The organism is Bacillota bacterium (genome assembly GCA_023511485.1).
Taxonomy (GTDB): Bacteria; Actinomycetota; Aquicultoria; order Aquicultorales; family Aquicultoraceae; genus CADDYS01.
Window position 1 is genome coordinate 14620 of record JAIMBH010000002.1, and the last position, 19611, is coordinate 34230.

The window sequence follows — 19611 nt, forward strand, 5'->3', positions numbered from 1 at the left end:
GATAGAGTATTAATGCAAGTACAGTTGTTGGCATAGATGTCGGCGGGACGTTTACTGACTTTGTTCTCTGGAAAGACGGCCAGCGCATTATCCATAAAGTTCTATCGACCCACCCGCAACCTGAGCTCGGTGTTATCAATGGTTTACGGGAGCTGGGCATCTTGGGTAGCGCTGGTGGTAACAGTGCTGTCGATATAATTCATGGCTCGACTATTGCGACAAATGCCCTGCTAGAGAGAAAAGGCGCTAAAGTTGCGTTGGTTACAACCGGGGGATTTGAAGACCTCATCGAGATAGGGCGTCAAAACCGTCCTTTTATTTACCGTTTTTGGGGAGATAAGCCAGAGCCTCTTGTTCCGGAAAGCTGCCGGTTTGGTATATCTGAGCGGATTGGCTCTTGCGGGGAGGTTATCAAGCCACTTGATACCTCATCGCTTGGTTTACTTCCAAAAGAGCTTAGAAGCAGGGGTATCGAAGCCGTTGCCATTTGCTTACTATTTTCTTTTCTTAACCCAACTCATGAGCAGGTTATAGAAAAGCTTCTTTTTGACGAGGGATTCTTTGTCTCGGCGTCGCATAAAATCCTTCCCGAGTATCGTGAGTACGAGCGGCTCTCGACAACAGTCATTAACGCTTTCGTAACGCCGTTAGTTGCAAACTATCTGGATAAGTTGTCTTCTGGCGTAGGGGACGGACTATCAAAAAACTTGCGGATTATGCAATCAAACGGAGGGCTGACATCCGCATTGTCTGCTGCAAGGCAGGCTGTACAAACTGTTTTATCGGGTCCGGCTGGTGGGGCTGTTGCCGCTGAACAGCTAGGCAAGCAAACCGGAATTGAAAAACTCATTTCGTTTGATATGGGAGGAACGTCAACAGATGTAAGCCTAATCGATGGCAGCGTTCAATTTACGACCGAGTTTAGCCTGGACGGTTTACCCATCAAAACCCCGATGGTTGATGTACATACAGTTGGTGCGGGGGGTGGTTCTATCGGCTGGGTTGATGCTGGGGGCGCGCTTCGGGTCGGCCCGCAGAGTGCAGGCTCGAATCCGGGCCCTGCGGCTTACGGCAAAGGAGAGGAGCCGACAATCACTGATGCCAACCTTATTCTTGGCCGGTTACATCCAAAGCACTTTTTGGGTGGTAGGCAGAATCTCGATACTGCCCGTGCCGAGCGGGCTGTGTTGAAGCTTGCCAAACAGCTGGGACTCGACATAACATCTACGGCCGATGGGATTGTCCGCATTGCGATATCCAATATGCAAAAGGCGATACGAAAGATATCGGTTGAGCGTGGATACGACCCGCGGGGCTTTGCCCTAGTTGCCTTTGGGGGTGCCGGACCGATGCATGCTTGTGAGCTTGCCGAGGCCGTGCTTATTCCAAGGGTTATCATCCCGCAAATACCCGGGGTTTTCTCTGCTCTTGGCATGACCGTTTCAGATGTTGTAAAAGATTACTCAAAGTCGGTCCTCATGCGCAAAAAAGACATCACTTCATCAGCAATAGAGGAAAGATTCTCACCCCTGATTAGCCGGGCACGGCAAGAACTTGCCGCTGAGGGTTTTAGTCAGGATTCAATAGCGCTTGAGATGTTTCTGGATTTAAGATATACCGGTCAATCCTTTGAATTAACCGTGCCAATTGCTAGCTTTAGCAGTGATTATGCTGCGGCATTTCATAAAATGCATGCACAAAAATACGGGCATGCAAGTCCAGACGAGGAAATCGAAGTAGTGGCTGCAAGGCTAAGGGCCATTGGGATTCGGCAAAAACCGGTTGAGACTGCCGTGGAAAAGTCAACTGGCCCGGCGAAGCCAAGTACAAAAACGCAAGTATTCTTCAATGGCTGGCATGAAGCAGCCTGTTACATACGCGAAGACCTGCTTGCCGGTGATACAATAAACGGCCCGGCCCTTATCTTCCAGCTCGACACAACCACCGTAATTCCGCCCAACTGGAACGGGGTGGTTGATGAATTCGGTAATCTGGTGCTGCAGAAAGCTAATTATAGTGCTGCAGTCACTGGTGTTGCAGCACTGCAGAATGAGGGTCTAGAATGAGTTTATTACCGGGAAACCGGTAACTGCAGCGCCGAATAACTATTGTGTGTTGGCATGTTGAAGACGACGAACTATGAACCATGAACCATTAAAGATCGACCCCATAACCATACAGGTGTTTGGAAATCTCTTTGCCTCAATAGCCGAAGAGATGGGTGTTGTTCTTGGGCGGACCGCCTATTCGGCCAACATAAAGGAGAGGCGCGATTTTTCCTGCGCAATTTTTGACAAAGATTTAAACTTGATTGCGGAAGGCTCGCATATTCCTGTTCACCTTGGGGCTATGCCTTTGAGCCTTTTTGCGGCAGCCAGGAGCTATGACTTTGAGCCTGGCGACGTTATCATACTAAACGATCCATTTACCGGCGGAACACACCTGCCGGATGTCACCCTCATATCTCCTGTTTTCTTCGACTCGAAATTAGCTGGCTTTGCGGTAAGTAGAGCGCATCACGCTGATATAGGGAGCCGTTTTCCTGGCTCGATGGGTCTGAGTCGCACAATTAACGAGGAGGGAGTGCGTATTCCCCCGCTTAAATTGGTCGATGCCGGCAGGATGGACGAAGAGCTCATCGACTCGATTCTTAAGAAGGTAAGAAATCCTAAAGAGCGGCTTGGGGATTTAAAAGCCCAACTTGCAGCCAACGAGATCGGCAAGAGCCGCTTTATAGAACTGATCCGCGATTATGGGCTCGATGAGATAAACAAACAAATAAACAATTTGATAACCTATACACGCCTTCATACCGAAAGACTTATCGAGTCCATTCCAGATGGCTCCTATTCATTTACCGATTACTTGGACAATGATGGATTTGATAGCAAACCACTGAAGATTACTGTAACAATAACGATCAGTGGTAGCTGGGCAACAATCGACTTTTCGGATACCGACGGACAAGTTGAGAGCTGCGTAAACGCACCTTTTGCGGTAACACTTAGTGCGGTCTATTATGTATTCCGCTGCCTGCTGCCCGATGGAGTGCCGGTAAATGGCGGAACATTCCTGCCGCTTACAGTAAGGCCCCCAAAAGGCACTCTGGTAGGCGCGGCTTACCCGGCTGGAGTTGCGGCCGGAAATGTTGAGACGTCTCAGCGTATCGTTGATGTGCTGCTTGGCGCACTTGCTCAAGCAATGCCTGGCAAAATCCCTGCCGCCAGCCAGGGAACTATGAACAACCTCTCCTTTGGGTTTACCGGTGCAGACGGAGTTGAGCGCACTTATTACGAAACAATAGGTGGCGGGATGGGCGCATATCCGGGTAAAATCGGTTTAAGCGGGGTGCACACGCATATGACTAACACGCTCAACACCCCGATCGAGGCACTTGAGCTTGCTTATCCGGTAAGGGTATTAAGATACTGCTTGCGCCGTGGATCTGGGGGCGAGGGAAAGTTCAGGGGCGGCGACGGTATTATCCGTTCCCTTGAATTTCTCGAAGACAGTACGGTTTCTATTCTATCGGATAGACGGGTGCACGCGCCTTACGGTTTGGCCGGCGGCAGACCCGGCATGCCAGGGCGCAACGTTTTGATCTGCGATGGTAAAGAAATTGTTCTGCCCAGTAAGGTATCGTTTGATGTTAAGAGCGGGGATATCATAACGATTGAAACTCCAGGTGGAGGTGGTTATGGAGAGTAACCTTGCAAGTCCGGCCCGGCGAATTACAGCTTCGTTTATAGATGGACTGCTGGTGGTCGTATTACTTAGCCAGACAATCCTTCACCCAAACGTTTTCCCAGGGCTGATAAATATCCAGGCATTTATTGTTATTGCTGCTCTGGTTGCATACGAGGCCCTTTTTATCTACTTTTGCGGATGGACACTGGGAAAGCTCATTTTGGGGATAAGGATTGTAGATCTTTCTACCCATGAAAGACCGTCTCTTGCCCAATCGTTTCTTAGGCCATGGGCGAAGCTACTCTTTGGTTTATGGGTTATAAACAGAGAATTTATATATCTTATCACGCTTCTACTTTCTGCCTTTAATCTACTCAGGATGCTAACTGATGATGCTCATCTTTCGGTCCACGATAGGATTGCCGGGACTGCTGCCTTCAGATTAGTCAAACAAACCGAGGAATCAATCGGTTAGTTAAGCTACAAATACTTGCTTTATAGAGCATCTAAGCCTCACTTATGAAAAACTACTCTTCTGCATCTGGTAAAATGCTCTAATCTAGCTTTGAAGTGTGCAGGTCAGGGTATATCTAAACTAGGGGTTAGGAGCTTATTTTCGCATAAGGTACAGGAGGCTTGGATTGTTATGAAACCTGATGTCCTTCTCATCCACTCGCCGAGCATCTACGACTTCAGAGAAAAATCAATAATGTTCGGTCCGGTAAGCGATGTCGTGCCTTCAACGCCTGTATTTGAAATGTATCCGATTGGTTTTGTCACGCTATCTGATTATTTAGAGAGACACGGCTATAGGGTGGGCATTGCAAATATTGCGGTACGCATGTTAGTTGAGCCAAATTTTAAAGTTGAGGGTTTTATCAGGTCTTTGGACGCAAGATTATTTGCGCTTGACCTTCACTGGCTTCCCCACGCCCATGGAGCGATCGAGATTGCAAAGCTGGTTAAAAAGCATCATCCCAATACACCGATTATCTTTGGCGGCCTCTCATCAACCTACTTCCATGAGGAGCTTATCCGCTATCCGCAGGTGGATATGGTCATGAAGGGTGACTCAACAGAAGAGCCGATGAGGATTCTTCTTGATATCCTAAAGAAAGGCGGGGGCGGTGACCTGTCTCAGGTTCCAAACCTGACATGGAAGGACAGAGCCGGGGTGATTCATTCCCAGCCGATAACGTATGTTCCGGAGAAGTGGAACCACTGCCGTGTTAACTACGGAAGGGTGATCAAGGCGGTTTTCAGAGATCGGGATTTAAAAAATTATCTACCGTTTAAGGATTTTATGAGGTACCCAATAGTTGGTGCGTTTATGTGTAGGGGTGGTGCCAGGAATTGCTCGGTGTGTGGCGGCTCGAGATATTCTTTTCGCAAGTTCTTCAATCGGCCTAGGACTGCGCTACGGGAGCCTGAGGACTTAGCGTTTGATATTGCCGACGCGGCAAGCTACTTTGCTGGGCCGGTATTTGTAGTTGGTGATATCCAAACCGGCGGATTCGACTATGTGGACAGGTTTCTGCACGCGCTTGCCGGCTACCACCTCGAAAACATGATTGTTTTCGAGTTCTGGAAATTACCGCCGAAAGAGATTTTTAAGAAGATAAATAAATCGGTAAAGAACTGGAGTTTTGAAATTTCGTGCGAGTCTCAAGAAGAGCTTGTGCGCAGAAGATTCGGCAGGGCAATTTACTCTAACGACGAGCTCAAGCAATCTATAATTGATGGTCTGAACGCAGGCGCCCAAAGGGTAGACGTATACTTTCTAACGGGCATCCCTTTTCAAACCCGTGAATCCATCATGGATATCCCCAACTACGTAGAATACCTTTATGAAGGACAGGGTGAGAACCGCAAGAAACTTATATGCTTTGTGGCTCCGCTTGCTCCCTTCGTTGACCCGGGAAGCCTTGTTTTTGAGAATCCCGGCCGCTTTGGATACCACTTAACAAGAAAGACACTAGAAGACCATAGAAGGGCGATGGATGCCCCAAGTTGGAAATACTGGCTAAACTATGACAGCGACTATATAGATAGGGATAGCCTGGTTGAGGCAACTTATGATTGTGGGCTTAAGTTAAACGATATCAAGAGAAGACTTAATATCATAACAGGTGAAAGCGCTAAATATGTTGAACAAAACATAAAGATGGCCAAAGCTACCATGCAAAAGGTCGATTCGATATACAATGCCAATATATCTCCAGCAGAGAAAGAGAAAAAATATTACCAGCTGAAAGAGGAGATGCTCAGATACTCAATGTCGACTGTCTGCCGAAAGAGAGAACTCGAATGGAGCGTCCACGCCCTAAGAAAGTTCAGACTACGCGGTGTATTTAAGGCGCTACTTACTCCTGCCCACTAAACACACGAGATTGCTTGGTTCGGTTGCTTTTGTCTTGGTGGTCTATCTCGGCGATAGTTTCTTAATAGCGTTAAATCATCAAGGGCATAAGTTACGAGTAGATGAGCTTTAAAAGGCTCATCCCAGCCGCTGGGTCGCGTTCTCGAATGGCATTGGTTCCCTCCAGCTCCACAATGATCGCCTCGAGGACAAGAAACACTTCGGAGTTTTCCCGCAGGCACCCTACTTTGACCGCATCTTTTTTACCAAATGCACCGTGTAGGTGGATCTTTGGCTCATCGTCTTGCCAAAATATTGTACCGAAGCCCAGCATCTCGTGAGATTCAGCTAGCTCTCTCCATATAGGGATGGGTGGCAGCTCGTCTTTTTCGGGGCCGACGACTATCCTACCTTCTTTTATGCCGCCAATCAGGTAGAAAAATGCATGCCTTATATTTTCTATTTTTGCGAGATCGATAAGGTTTCCGATCAGGTCTTCGCCATCCTCAAACTTTGCGATGACAACCCTGCCTATACTGCCGATTTGATAGTCCATAAGCCCTCCTTATGAGGTTACTATGCTTATATGGTAGCAGTTTGTATGGCTGCATGCATAGTCTTTGGCGTGATTTAGGATGCCGCCGTACAGTATCGCTGCCGCCGTAGCGGCACTCTATATAAGATACAGACCTGCTTTTGGTCTTGCTGCGGCTACATCTTACAGGCTAGAACTGCTGAAAATAATACAATTATCCTGGTTGATGTCTGTATTCGCATTACCATATTTGAAAAATAAATTTTTATTTAAAGCTTGCTTATTTTCCTCAAGACTGCTATTATAAGAATTGTCTTAAATACCATACGGGGTATTAATATAGCTTAATACGGCCTTCCGCGGTGACCTTTGCCTGGTTGCCATCTTATATAAGGCCCTCGCCTTCGGGTGGGGGCCTATGTATTTGCCCGTAAAATTTGTAAACAGTCTGCGGCATGGATGGTATATAATGGTTATCATGCAGGATTCGGCTGATGAACTAAGAGTAAAAAACCCGGGAGTCGATGCTATCCGGCGCACCCATTATGCAGTTTGGATATTGCTGGCTGGCGTACTTACTAACTTTGGCTGTATCGGCTTAGGGCGCTTTGCCATCGGCATGATTATCCCCGAGATGGGCAGGGGTTTAAGCCTTACCAACACTCAGATCGGGATAATTGTCTCCGGGACTTTTTTGGGCTATTTAATGAGCACTGTGTTAAGTGGCGCCCTTGCAACCCGTTTCGGGGCGAGAAAGGTAATTGCGGTATCTATGTCCACGGTTGCTGTTGCCATGGTTGTTGCAGGCATGGCTGTGAATTTTTGGATGGCCCTGTTTGGCCAGTTGCTGGTTGGCATAGGTGCAGGTGGCGGGAATGTGCCGGCAGTGGCACTTGTCTCACGCTGGTATGCACAGGAATTTAGGGGCACAGCGTCAGGGATTGCGCTAACCGGAAGCGGGCTCGGTTTTGCCATTACCGGTATATTTATACCCTATATGCTTGGTATATATGGCGGTGCAGGGTGGCGTGCGAGCTGGTTTTATCTAAGTGCTGTTGTATTCTTAATCGGATTTTTTGGCGTACTGGTTTTTAGAAACAGCCCGGAAGAAGTAGGCTTAAGACCATTCGGTTCTTTTGATAATTCAGATAAAGACTCAAGTACCAGTATAGATAAGACGCTAAAAACAACCGGCAAGTCTAATAAGGGTCAGATGCATTGGAGAGATATCTACCTTTCCAAAGCACTCTGGGAGCTGGGTTTTATCTATCTAATGTTTGGATTTTCCTACGTGGTTTTTACCACCTTTTTTGCCAAGTACTTGATAGAAGAAATCGGTTTTACTCAAGGCTCTGCCGGGCAACTCTGGTCCGCTGTAGGGATATTAAGTATAGCAAGCGGCTTTATATGGGGCATACTATCAGATAAGATAGGCCGCAGAAACGCGCTTTTTATAGTGTATAGCCTGCAGGGTTTGTGTTTACTAATGCTTGCATTTATTAACAGCCCGGTGGCGATAGCCACCGTGTCCCTACTCTACTCCCTGACTCTCTGGAGTATTCCATCTATTATGGCCGCAACCTGTGCCGATTACGTAGGAGGTGTATTTGCTTCGGCTGCGCTTGGCATGATCACAATATTTTTTGGAGTCGGGCAGGTGATGAGCCCATGGATAAGCGGCTATATCAAAGACATGACGCACAGCTTTGCAATCCCATTTATGGCCTCAGGTGTTGCAAGTTTTATTGGAGCTCTGCTAACAGCGTTGCTACCTAAGCGTGGGGTTCATGAACCGGAATCTGCAGTCCAGGGCTTATAAATCTACCGCGATAAATCACACCCCCGGCCCCTTTGTTCCTACTGAGGCAGGCTCCCATAGGGCTACTTTCTGCTGGCTCTAACTTCTCGATCAGCATTTTGGACCTACATTGCAAAAGATTAATTCTTACTAAATACTGGTCAATGCAATCGGCCCGGGTGCGGTTAGAACTCCGGGGACTACGGGTGGAGGGGCCATAGCATCGGAAGTATTGCAGTCCCTTACAGCAAGGATACCAATAGGGCGCATGGGAGAGCCTGATGATATCGCAACGGTTGCCCTGTTTCTAGCATCTGATGCGTCCTCTTATATAACTGGAAGCTTTGTGGTTATTGATGGCGGGATGCTGCTGGTATAAGAAAGCAAAGTAGGCATTGTTAATTATTTGTTAACAAGTGTTCATTATTAATAAACACGCCTGCTTAGTGCGAGAATGCCAAATAAAACAGGCACACAGCAGAAGTTTATGTTAGAATAAGTAATTATCCTGTGCTGCAGAATTGTTTATATTTGGTCGGTGATCCAGTATGAGCGAGCTTATGAATATTGACGAGCTTACGGCTTACCTTAAGCTAAGCCGTGAAACAATAGAGGGCCTTCTTAAGTGCTGAGACTTTCCTGTGAATGATATCGGCGGTCAGAGCTGGTTTAAGAAAGAGGAAGTCGACGAATGGATGGCCAAGAAAGGTAGAAAGGCTGGTGGAGGAAGAGTGTCTCAGCTTGACATTCTTAAAGGCGATATTGATCCATTAACAAAGCGCATTGCTTTTGTAGCTATTTTGACGGCGGAGCTTGAGAAGGAGGGCTTCTCGCCGGTAGCAGGTGGCAATTATGCGGTTGAGCTTTACACGGAGGGAGGCTATAAAGCTACCAGCATAGACCTGTTTGCCCCAGCTGATGTGCTAGATAAAACATTGCTCACCTGGGGATTTGAGAAAGAAAAAGGCGCCTTGGTGCACAAGGAGATCGGGATTACGGTAGCTTTTCTTGGCGAAAATTTAAGCCATGATCAGTTAGAGCATGTAAACCAGGTGGATGTGAATGGATTTCCGGTATATTTGCTAGGGGTCGAGGACGTTATCGTTGCGAAACTGGCAGATCTTGTTCACCGTGGCGAATCAAGTGCATCTGCCTGGGCTGAGGAGCTTATCGAGATACACGTGAATGAGATCGACAGGGATTATTTAAAGAAGCGTGCGGAACAGGAAGGAGTTATGGTTACGCTTCACGAAATATTGGCTGAGCTTGGATTAGAGAACAGAGAGCTATATGTTTATGAAGGGTAAACTGCTGCCGATAACCATTCTCTTTTTAATAATCAGTATACTTGTGGGCTGTGGGGGTAAAACCCAAAGCACAGGAACAACACAGACGGCGGGAACGTCGACGGAATCTCAGGCGTCGCTATATGGAGAGGGCAACATAAAAGTAACTTCTAGCGCTTTTAAGAATAATGGGGCTATACCAGAGAGGCATGCGCGCCAGGGAGCCGGCGGCGAGAATGTCTCAATCCCCCTTGAGTGGCAAGGCGCTCCCGAAGGCACAAAGTCTTTTGCCTTTACTATGGTAGATATCAGCGCTAGGAACTGGGTTCACTGGCTGGTAGTCGATATCCCTGCAAAAACAACCTCTATTGCCGAGGGTGCATCCAATAAACGCATGCCGGATGGCTCAAAAGAACTCATCAATACTTTCGGTGATATCGGCTATGGCGGCCCGCAACCGCCTCCCGGCTCCGGCCCGCACAAGTATGTAATTACTGTCTATGCTTTAAGCGAGGAAGGTCTGGACCTTCCGCAGCAGATATCCTACGACGACTTTCTGCGTGCTCTTGAAGGAAAAGTTCTAGCTAAAGCAAGCATAATTGGCAAATACTCTCGCTAATTTAGGGTTTCAACCTCTAGAATTTCCTGCTAACCATTGACTTTAGTTTACTCAGCAATATACTGGGTATATATCATGGTATTTAATCGGTATATACCATGATAAACAAGGAGACGTTTATGAGCGTAAAATACGGCATCCTTGCTGCCCTATCCAAAAAACCCTTTCATGGATACGACCTAAAGCAAGAGATTGAAGCTGAACTTGGGGCAAATTGGTCCATAAACTATGGTCAGATATATTCGACCCTAGATCGTCTTGAGCGGGATGGTTTTATCGTTCAATCTGGCATAGTTACGGTCTCCAATGCACCCGAGCGAAAACTTTATACCATTACACCTGCGGGGCAGGATGAGCTAAATAAATGGTTCTTGACTCCGCTAATCAAGGTAGAAGGCCTTCGGGATGAGTTTTATGCGAAACTCGTCTTAAGTCTAACCAGTAACGTGTCTGCTGAGGATGTTCTTAAGATCCAACGCAGGGCCGAGCTGCTCAAGCTGCGTGAACTTATTAAGCTAAAAGAAGAGGCTGACCCAGCAAATGAGCTGCGCTGGATAATGCAGCTTGATCTGGCTATTCTTCACACTGAAGCGACAATGCGATGGCTTAGCATGTGTGAGGTGCGGCTGAAGAATTTAAAACAACCCTGATGTCTATCCGTGCGCAAAGGAAGTTTACGTTGGTTGAGACGTTAAGGTGCGAGTAGATACGCTGGGTTTAACTCAAGATGGCCATGGAAAAATAAACATACCATGGCCTTAAGTCTTGATATTAACCGTCATTTCAGTCCTGGCGATATTGCTAAGCTAAGGGAGATAGCAGAGCATCTCACACTGCATGCCGAAGAAATAGTAAACGACTGGGTCGATAGGCAGATGAGATTCGAGGTCAACTCAAAGATATCTCGCGAGAAGCTCCTGTCGATATTTACGACTCTTTTTTATGGCACACTTGATGCGCTGCGAACAGGTAATATTAAGCAGTATCTTAGCGTTCAACTTCCTCTTATAGGCAAGTCCCTTGTTGAAATAGGATTTCCATATGAACATCTGGTTATAACAGTGCATTTTTTAGAGGAAAGCTATCTGCCGTATTTAGCAGAGATCAAGGAAGGCTTTGCTCCCGGAATGCCGGCAATCGATATCTACATCGTAATAGATGAGTTCTGGCATTTTTGGATTGCCGAACTGTCCTATGCTTACTTCCGTGAGTTTCACCGCAGCTTGTTGGAAGAGGTTGAAATGGGAAGGTCCATCCAAGAGTCAATGCGCCCTGTCATTCCGCCTCAAATTGGATGTCTTGAGATAGGCGCGTTTTACGCTTCTGCAACGTCTGGGGCAAAAATTGGAGGGGATACTTACGATGTGGTAAGCCATGATGAAATCGCTCAGGATATCCTTGTAAGCGATTTTTCGGGAAAAGGTCTGCGGGCTGCAGTGAAGGCTGCAAATATCAGGGCATTATTTAGGGGTTTTGCGATTGAGGGAGACTCCTTAGAGCTTATTGCAAACAGGCTAAACCAAATTCTTTTTAACGAGCTTGCAGAAGATGAGTTCAATACGGCATTCCTGGCCCATTTTGACCAGAAGAATAGATTGCTTCGATATGTTAATGCCGGCCATCCTGGTCCGGTCCTTTTAGAGGACGGCAATAGCTCTGTGCTCTCTGAAAACGAAAACCCAGCTCTTGGGATGTTTAAAGATGCAATATTTAGCGAACGCAGTCTTACGCTCAAGCCAACATCGCTGCTAGTAATCTATACTGATGGTGTTATTGAAGCTAGAAACAATGGCAAGTTCTTTGGGATTGAGGGAGTCGTCAAGAGCATCAAGCGCAATCAGGAAAAATTTCCAGCTGACGCAGCGGAGCTGCTGTGGTTGGATTGTCTTGAGTTTGCAAATGGCAAAGTCGACGACGACGTGGCTATTCTAGTCTTACGATGCGAATAAACACCTCCCGGTGGCTAAGTGTTGCCATTATAAGGGTAGCTGACTATCTTGTTTTCCCAGGTTCTCAAGAGTATCTCGCCGTCTGCTGCCTCCCAAGCGTTGATGTCGGATATAGCTACCTTGCCTAAGCCGTCCGGCGCACTAACTACATATTCAGGTATGGCAAGACCCGAGGTGTATCCCCGTAGGCTGCGTATTATGTCCAGGCCTTCCTTTATAGGAGTAATAAAATGCGAGGTACCCCGGACGGGTTTAGCCTGGAATAGGTAATAGGGACGCACGCGTATTTTTAAAAGTTCGTGGCTAAGTACTTTTATGACGTGTGGGTTATTGTTAACGCCTTTTAAAAGTACAGCTTGGTTGCTTATAACTGCACCTGCCTTTATAAGTTTAGCGCAGGCCTCAGCTGCATCCGGGGTTACCTCGCGAGGATGATTAAACTGCGTATTTATATATATTGGAGGATACTTCTCTATAATATCGCAAAGCTCTTTAGTAATTCGCTGCGGCATTGTTACAAGCACTCGCGTACCTATCCGCTTGATTTCTACATGTTCTATTTTGTCTAGCTCGCTCAATAGCCACTTGATTGTATTATCAGGAAGCATAAAAGGGTCGCCGCCGGTTATAACCACGTCTCTTATTTCTTCATTCTCTTTTATGTAAGCTATTGCTTCTTTAAGTTTGTCCTTTGAGGTGCGTCGGTCGGACCGTCCTATGTTTCTTCTGCGCTGGCAGTGGCGGCAGAAAGTTGCGCATTGATTTGTGGTGTTTATTATGAGTCTATCTGGATATCGCCTGACTACCGCGTCTACAGGAGACGACATCTCTTCGGCGGATGGGTCATCGCTATTTGAATCATCCTGTAGCTCAAGTATAGAAGGGATAGATTGCCTTCTTATCGGGCCCCAACTATCGGTAAGAGACATCAAGCTAACATAGTAGGGCGATATCGCCCAGCGAAATTTTTTTGTGACCAGGTTAATTTGTTCGGTTTCTTTTCGAGTAAGCTTGATTATCTTTGCTAGAGTTTCTGCATCTCTAATACGATTCTTAAGCTGCCAGCGCCAATTCTGCCAATCCTCTTCTGTGGCATTAAAAAGATTTAGAATACGAGCTTTTATTTTGCGTGCCTCATCCTGTATGCTAGTTCCTGTGTCTATTGAGCGTTTAGCGTCTAGAAATTCTTGTGCATACCCCTTAAGCTCATTGGCACGGTCCCTGGCCATAGATTGCTTGAATGAATGCGAGTGGATGAGCTCTTGTTTATAGACGGCCATTTCTACCCCCCTTTTTAGACAACAACTTACCGTCTGCCTTAAAGGCACTAAAAGAAACTATTTAGTTATCTCTACAGGGGTGCAAAAGTTGGCAAGGAAACTGTTTTCATGTATTCGTAGCCGAATACACCCCTTCAACGCTTACGAGGTTAGCTGACGGGTTCGGGTTGAAGGTACCCTACGGCACAGCCTGTGCCGATTCACCCCAGAAATGGTTCCCCCGTTTCTGTATGAGAATTCAGCGTTAAATTACAGTATACCATTAATGGATTTGCCCGGCAAGCAAAGGGATGCACACCAGGCTTATGCTTATGCTGTCGTAGAGACTTTTTTGTCTGTCAACCTCTTACTATGGACAGCTTCCGCACCCTTTTTTAACGAACTTGCTTTTAAAAATCCCCAGAGCAGGAGCGCTGCACCGATCATCTCTGCCGGATAAAGTCCTTCGGGATGTCCAGATGTTACCATGCTTCCAGAGCCTGCAATTACGAAGGTGCCGGCGATGATTAAAATATTGGCCCAGGCTCTGTAGCGATACTCTTTTTTGCGCCAGAATCGAAGGACTGAGATAGCTGAGAAGATGAGAAGCAGCATGCTTCCCGGGATTGTTAGCAGCATCGAGTAAGAACGTGGGAAGGTACCCTTAGGACCAAGCGGCTGCCCACTCACTGTGATGCCCGCCACCAGTTTGCTAGATATAAGTTCTGTAGTGAAAACCCCATGGAAGAATAAGGCCATTATGACAAGAATATAGGCTAAAAAGATATGCCCCCAGATTTTCTTACGTAAGCCAAGATAAACTGAGCCAAGCCCAAGGAAGCCCACTAATGATGCAGCTATTACGATGTAAAACCGGTAAACTGTGTGACTCCATGTACCGGCAATTTCAGAATACGCTTCCATGGCTGCCGCAAGAGCGTAGAAAAGGAATCCAATAAACCAGGCCAGCTGGTGCGGTTTTTTTCTCTCCAAATACTGGTTTAGAAGCAGTCCTGCGAAGATGAAACCGATACCTGCTGTGGCTGCCGCCCAGCCCCAATGAGCCCAAAAAGAAGGTGAACCCATAAACCCCGCCTCCATATAGCCGTATTTTATTATCTAAATTGTAGTATAGAATGATAAAAGAGACCAGGAGCCGGTATAAATTTAGGTGCTGCAGTTACCAACTTTCAGTTTTTCAGCTGTCAGCTTTCAGCTAGTGAAAGCAGGTAACGGGGGCAGTAGGGCTGCACTACAAATGGCACTTCTAGACCTAAAGCCCTGTAGCCCTGTAGCACTGGCAACTGCAGCACCATTCATTTATCCATAAAGGTCTATGCGACAAACTCCGTAAGTCTTCGCAGCTCGTCGATTACTGCATTACAAAAAGCTTTCACATCATCCAATCCTCGACCGCTAACCAGGTTACCATCCACAACAACTGGCTCGTTGAAGTATTTAGCCCCGGCATTTTCAATGTCTACTTTAATGGAAGGTGATCCGGTAACACTTTTGCCCTTTAAGATGCCGAGCGTTATCAGTACCTGAATGCCGTGATCGATCACGCCGATGACCTTGCCAGAGTTAAACATATCAAGCACGAGACTACGTGCAGCTTCGTTTACCCTAATCTTATCCGGCGAATATCCATTTGATATTACAATCGCATCAAAGTCATACGAGCGCGCTTCTTCAAAGCCGACTTCTATAGTAACCTCAGTTGTGCGATTCCAATCCATCAGCTTTTGTCCTGCAGCATCACCTACGATGCTTACTAAAGCCCCAGCTTGGGAGAAGCAGTTATGAAGACTGTTAAATTCGTTTGCGTCGAAATGATCTGATAAGACAAGTGCCACTTCTTTTCCTGAAATAGACATCGTATTCCCTCCTTTATCAGTTGATTTTTCCCCCTTGTGCTACGTCAGAAACTGGTGTTGTTAAATCGAAAGGTGGTTGTTGAAAATAACAAAAATAATTTCATAAAGCCCTAAATAGTTTAGAAAACAAACCGATAATTTGATTATCATACTTAAGGCATAGTATAGAATTTTTTAGAGCAGGCAAAATAATTGAGGGAAAATATGGAGTATAAAATTATGAAGTTAAACCATATTACCAGAGAAGACGGTTTAGTCGGTCCTGTTGGAATAACAGGGGAACTATGTGACGCTCTATCGATTGATGAGACCATACTCCGCTATCTCAGGAGGATGGCAATCAGAAAAGGAGTCAATTGTCAGACTCTTTTTCGTAAATGGGCAAAGGACCATCTGGAAATCGAGATGAGAAAATTACCGTTTTAGTTTCTAGAAACTAAAAGCCAGATACAGGCGGCTCTTTAGGCCGCCTTTTATCTTTTTCAAAATAACAACAAATAACAGTTGGTGTGTGGACTTCGTTTTGAAGATGCTCGGGGCGGGTAAATTGTGCTCGTCAGACATTTTGGAGGGATGCTTTATGCAGGCAAGAGGAAAGACAGTTGCTGTACTTTTACCGAACCATTTTAATGCAAATCTTTTTAAGACCCTTCAGGACTGCATTGTCGGGGCGGGTGGGGAGGTACTAATTGTAGGCTTTAAAAAGGGTGAACCTTTGACAGATAGTACGCGCAGAGATGTTTTTACTATAGATGTTTCTGCTGAAGACCTGGGTCTTGGTGATTATGATGCTTTAATCGTTTTGGATAGTTCAACCCCCGAAGAAATGATCGCTAGCCGGGTAAACCTTGGTCTGGTAAGGAAATCTTATGAGGGACAGAAGATATTAGGCGCGGTTGACCGTGGCGTAGAGCTTCTGGTTGCCGCATTAGGGCCCTTGCTTAGCGGCAGGAGCATGACGGGACCTGCGGAGTCGACCATTGATTTGGAAGGTGCCGGCGCAAAATATGTCGATGAAGGCGTCGTGGTGGATAAATATTTAATCACGGCAAAGACAATTAACGATGCGAAGCGTTTCTGCCAGGTGCTCGTTGACATGCTTCAGAAAATAAGTGGCTTAGCGGCTTAAGGCGTTGGTTAAGCCGGTTCAGCTTTTGGTTCTTGGTTGCGCTTTTCTATAATTTCTCGTACCGCATTTTCTCTCTCCATGATGCTGATAAGTGCATCGACTACAATATCGTCGAGCTTTGTACTGCTTTCGCGTCTTAATTCAATGATAGCTTCGTCAATAGAGAGTGCTTTACGATATGCGCTGTTTGATACAAGAACATCAAGAGTGTCAGCTACCGCAATTATTCGCGCATAAAGAGGTATCTTATGCTTAACGAGACCCTGGGGATATCCGCTGCCATCCAGTCTTTCATGATGGTAGAGAACAGCTTCAATCACGGGTTGCAGATTTGCCTTTGTTAGTGTTGATAGTATTCGCTCACCAATAATTGGGTGGGTTCTTAACTCTTTGAATTCTTCTTCAGTCAGCGGTTCAGTTTTTTGTAGTATGAAAGCTGGAATAGCGATTTTACCTACGTCATGGAGCAGGCCTGCGATCCTTAAGTCTTCGATCTGCGTGGGGTTTAAGCCTATTTCACGGCCTATTAGTCCTGCAAGCATGGCTACGTGCTCGGAGTGATTATGTGTATATTGGTTCTTTGATTCAACGTTTGCAATAAGGGCGTGAAGAATATCCATGAAATAAGATTCTTCAGTGAGCCGCTTGTCTTCCAAATCCATCGTAATCAGGGGTTCTCCGTTGTACATAAATGTAAGGTTTTTGCCCTGTCTTTTGGCATGGTACATCGCGGTATCGGCTGCTTCCAAAAGGCTGTCTTTTGAAGCGCCATGATCCGGATATGTCGCAATACCAATACTTATTGTGATTTTGCCGATATCCTGGATTGCGCAGGCGGCGACGCTTAATCGCAGCCTTTCTGCAACGGTAAAAGCTTCGTAAGACGTTGTCTCAGGCAGAATTATAGCGAACTCCTCACCGCCGATCCGGCATGCAATATCAATTCCCCTAATTGAATCAAGTATCTTCTCTGTCAGCACTTTAAGCGCATCGTCGCCTTTTGTATGACCGAAGGTATCGTTGACTTTTTTAAAGTCGTCGATGTCAAGGATGATTAAGCTTAGCGGGTGCTTATATCTCTCGGCTCTTGTTATCTCATTTGCAAGGCAGTCCTGAAAGAATCGGTGGTTATAAAGCCCTGTTAAGCTATCCGTGTATGCTCTCTCTTCAAGTCTTTGCCTGTTTTCTTCAAGCGCCTCGCTCATTATATTAAAGCTTGTTGCAAGTTCGTCAATTTCCCTGATATTGGTATAGTCGATTCGTTGTTTGTAATTGCCGCTGGCGATCAATCTAGCTCTATCAGACATAATCTTTAGAGGCTTTATAATTTTACTGCTGAAGAAGTAAGCAATTATAGTCATAATCGAAAGAACCAGAAGGTTAATTGCAAGGATTGCTATAGTGCCCTGTTTCTTGGTACGGTTTGCATTCAATGTTGAAGCTAGGATATAAGACGTAACTTTGTTGCCGCCGTTTGTTTTTATCTCCATGCGGTCGGCAGCACAGGTAACATTGTAGAGGCTTGAATTCTCGATTGCAAAGCCTTCCTTTTTTTGTATTTCTTCTTTAAAGCTATGTTTAAGAGCTATGTCTTCTGCCATAATTGAGGAGCCAACAAAGAGGTCGTTGTAGTTAATGGCAATCTCCATCCCGGTCTTTTCTTTCAGGTTTTTCATGAACTGCCTGTCGATTTTATCGCCAACCAATATGATACCTAGAAGTTTACCGCTTTGCGAACGGACTGGAGCAACGGCGGTCATCCAAATGCTATCGCCTGAGCGGGCAAACAAGCAGACGCGTTCAAGGTCAAAACCGGCATCTATAAGAATCTGGTGGGTTGGGGCATCGATTCCAATTTGGAGAAGTTCGCTGCCATCGTAGTCGATGATCTCAACTGTATCGACATTAAAAGTAACTTTTACAGGAATGAGTTTGCTGGTAAGCGTTCCGATATCCCTGCGCTCAAGTGCATCTCTGATAGAGGGGTCTGAAGCCAGAAAAGAAGTTTCAGGTAGCAATTTAGTTTCTTCTTCTTCGAACCCCTCTTGGAGTATATGCTTGGTGTGGTAAATAGCTTGTCTAAGAGTCTCGTTCTCCTGGTTTTGTATAAGGTAAACCGATTGAAGCACAGTAAGCAGCACTCCAATCAGTGATACAGTAACCACTGGCAGCAATATTCTTTTTCGGATATCGATCTGGTTAGATATTTTCATCTTATTTCTTCGATTCTATCGGCACTCCGCCGTTTTTAATCACGATCTCCTTTGCTTCTTTGCTATAAAGGAATTTTATAAATTCCTTTAACGTCTCATTTTGGTAGAGTGTGGCGACACCTATTGGTCGGACTATCTTATATGTGCCGTGCCTGACATTATCAACGCTTGGATATGCTCCATCGATTTTTAGCATTTTTGAGTTGCCGGCGGATTCTACTTTGGATGCGGAATAGTAACCTATTGCATATTGTGTGCTTGCGACAGCATTTATCATGTCGGTTTCCTTCTCAAGCATGACTGCGTGAGGCGTTATTTCCAGGTCGTTGCCAAGCAAAAATTTACGTAATGCAATTTTGGAGGTTTCATCTTCGCTTCTGTCGCAAACGATTATCGGAGCATCTATGCTCCCAACTTGACTCCAGTTAACAACTTTACCCGAGTAAATATCCTTTACTTGCTGGGCACTCAGGCTATCAACCGGCAAATTTTTATTTACAACTATTGCTATGGGGTCGATAAAAACCATATCGAATCGAAGCTTGGAGCTCTTCTCTTCAGGCTTTAGCTCTCTTGCATATACCGCTATGTCAAGGCTTTCTGAATTGACCTGCCTCAAAGCGGCAGAGGTTTTTGAGCCCGGTCTATATTCAAAAGTAACTCCTGGGTACTTGCTGGAGAATGTGTCTGCAAGTGGCTTAAACACCATCATGCCTGCAGAAGATCCACCGACCGTAAAATGACCATTGTACTCAGTAACCTGGTCAACTTTCATGCTACTGCTAAATATATTTATACAACCGCTGAATAAGCACGCTATATAAACGAGAGATATAAACAGTAACGCTACAACTACCTTTTTCACAAAAAATATCCTCCTACCAGGGATATTGCAAAAGA

Annotated in this window: 18 protein-coding genes; 12 read left to right on the forward strand and 6 right to left on the reverse strand. The window is 45.9% G+C overall.

Annotated features, from left to right (window positions below; translation table 11 throughout):
• Positions 1-8 precede the first annotated feature (8 nt).
• The 4 genes from K6T91_00985 to K6T91_01000 all read left to right on the forward strand — a co-directional run bounded on the left by K6T91_00985 (position 9) and on the right by K6T91_01000 (position 6067).
• On the forward strand, positions 9-2066 hold the full coding sequence (locus K6T91_00985; protein ID MCL6471377.1) for a hydantoinase/oxoprolinase family protein: 2058 nt from the start codon (positions 9-11) through the stop codon (positions 2064-2066).
• A 73-nt stretch (positions 2067-2139) separates the two neighbouring features.
• The gene (locus K6T91_00990) at positions 2140-3708 is read left to right on the forward strand and encodes a hydantoinase B/oxoprolinase family protein (protein MCL6471378.1); all 1569 of its coding nucleotides are present in this window, start codon (positions 2140-2142) and stop codon (positions 3706-3708) included.
• A complete protein-coding gene (locus tag K6T91_00995; protein MCL6471379.1) occupies positions 3698-4162 on the forward strand; it encodes an RDD family protein in 465 nt (154 codons plus the stop codon). The genes K6T91_00990 and K6T91_00995 overlap by 11 nt, the downstream gene beginning before the upstream one ends.
• A gap of 171 nt (positions 4163-4333) precedes the next feature.
• On the forward strand, positions 4334-6067 hold the full coding sequence (locus tag K6T91_01000; protein ID MCL6471380.1) for a TIGR04190 family B12-binding domain/radical SAM domain protein: 1734 nt from the start codon (positions 4334-4336) through the stop codon (positions 6065-6067).
• 91 nt (positions 6068-6158) lie between these two features.
• Here the strand turns inward: K6T91_01000 and K6T91_01005 are convergent, their stop codons facing one another.
• A complete protein-coding gene (locus tag K6T91_01005) occupies positions 6159-6602 on the reverse strand; it encodes a DUF296 domain-containing protein (GenBank protein ID MCL6471381.1) in 444 nt (147 codons plus the stop codon).
• A gap of 397 nt (positions 6603-6999) precedes the next feature.
• Between K6T91_01005 and K6T91_01010 the strand changes: the two genes are divergently transcribed.
• The 6 genes from K6T91_01010 (at position 7000) to K6T91_01035 (ending at position 12233) form a co-directional block, all read left to right on the forward strand.
• Positions 7000-8400, forward strand: a complete 1401-nt coding sequence (locus K6T91_01010; protein MCL6471382.1) for an MFS transporter — start codon at positions 7000-7002, stop codon at positions 8398-8400.
• 133 nt (positions 8401-8533) lie between these two features.
• A complete protein-coding gene (locus K6T91_01015) occupies positions 8534-8758 on the forward strand; it encodes an SDR family oxidoreductase (protein ID MCL6471383.1) in 225 nt (74 codons plus the stop codon).
• 262 nt (positions 8759-9020) lie between these two features.
• Entirely contained in the window at positions 9021-9686 is a 666-nt protein-coding gene (locus tag K6T91_01020) for a hypothetical protein (protein MCL6471384.1), read from the forward strand.
• Positions 9687-9822: 136 nt separating this feature from the next.
• Positions 9823-10284, forward strand: coding sequence for a YbhB/YbcL family Raf kinase inhibitor-like protein (locus K6T91_01025; protein MCL6471385.1), 462 nt, complete (start codon positions 9823-9825; stop codon positions 10282-10284).
• A gap of 119 nt (positions 10285-10403) precedes the next feature.
• Positions 10404-10934 (forward strand): PadR family transcriptional regulator, encoded by a 531-nt coding sequence (locus tag K6T91_01030; protein MCL6471386.1) that lies wholly within the window; start codon positions 10404-10406, stop codon positions 10932-10934.
• Positions 10935-11036: 102 nt separating this feature from the next.
• Positions 11037-12233 carry a serine/threonine-protein phosphatase gene (locus tag K6T91_01035; protein ID MCL6471387.1) on the forward strand — a complete coding sequence of 399 codons (1197 nt, stop codon included), beginning with the start codon at positions 11037-11039 and terminating at the stop codon, positions 12231-12233.
• Between the two features lie 14 nt (positions 12234-12247).
• Here the strand turns inward: K6T91_01035 and K6T91_01040 are convergent, their stop codons facing one another.
• The 3 genes from K6T91_01040 to K6T91_01050 all read right to left on the reverse strand — a co-directional run bounded on the left by K6T91_01040 (position 12248) and on the right by K6T91_01050 (position 15369).
• Entirely contained in the window at positions 12248-13513 is a 1266-nt protein-coding gene (locus K6T91_01040) for a KamA family radical SAM protein (GenBank protein ID MCL6471388.1), read from the reverse strand.
• A 309-nt stretch (positions 13514-13822) separates the two neighbouring features.
• Entirely contained in the window at positions 13823-14578 is a 756-nt protein-coding gene (locus tag K6T91_01045) for a hypothetical protein (GenBank protein MCL6471389.1), read from the reverse strand.
• Positions 14579-14826: 248 nt separating this feature from the next.
• The gene (locus K6T91_01050; GenBank protein ID MCL6471390.1) at positions 14827-15369 is read right to left on the reverse strand and encodes a DJ-1/PfpI family protein; all 543 of its coding nucleotides are present in this window, start codon (positions 15367-15369) and stop codon (positions 14827-14829) included.
• Positions 15370-15588: 219 nt separating this feature from the next.
• Between K6T91_01050 and K6T91_01055 the strand changes: the two genes are divergently transcribed.
• Both K6T91_01055 and K6T91_01060 read left to right on the forward strand, forming a co-directional pair.
• Positions 15589-15795, forward strand: coding sequence for a hypothetical protein (locus K6T91_01055; GenBank protein ID MCL6471391.1), 207 nt, complete (start codon positions 15589-15591; stop codon positions 15793-15795).
• Between the two features lie 154 nt (positions 15796-15949).
• Positions 15950-16498 carry a DJ-1/PfpI family protein gene (locus tag K6T91_01060; GenBank protein ID MCL6471392.1) on the forward strand — a complete coding sequence of 183 codons (549 nt, stop codon included), beginning with the start codon at positions 15950-15952 and terminating at the stop codon, positions 16496-16498.
• 8 nt (positions 16499-16506) lie between these two features.
• Here the strand turns inward: K6T91_01060 and K6T91_01065 are convergent, their stop codons facing one another.
• The gene (locus K6T91_01065; GenBank protein MCL6471393.1) at positions 16507-18711 is read right to left on the reverse strand and encodes a diguanylate cyclase; all 2205 of its coding nucleotides are present in this window, start codon (positions 18709-18711) and stop codon (positions 16507-16509) included.
• A gap of 1 nt (position 18712) precedes the next feature.
• A complete protein-coding gene (locus tag K6T91_01070) occupies positions 18713-19576 on the reverse strand; it encodes a substrate-binding domain-containing protein (GenBank protein ID MCL6471394.1) in 864 nt (287 codons plus the stop codon).
• Positions 19577-19611: the final 35 nt, after the last annotated feature.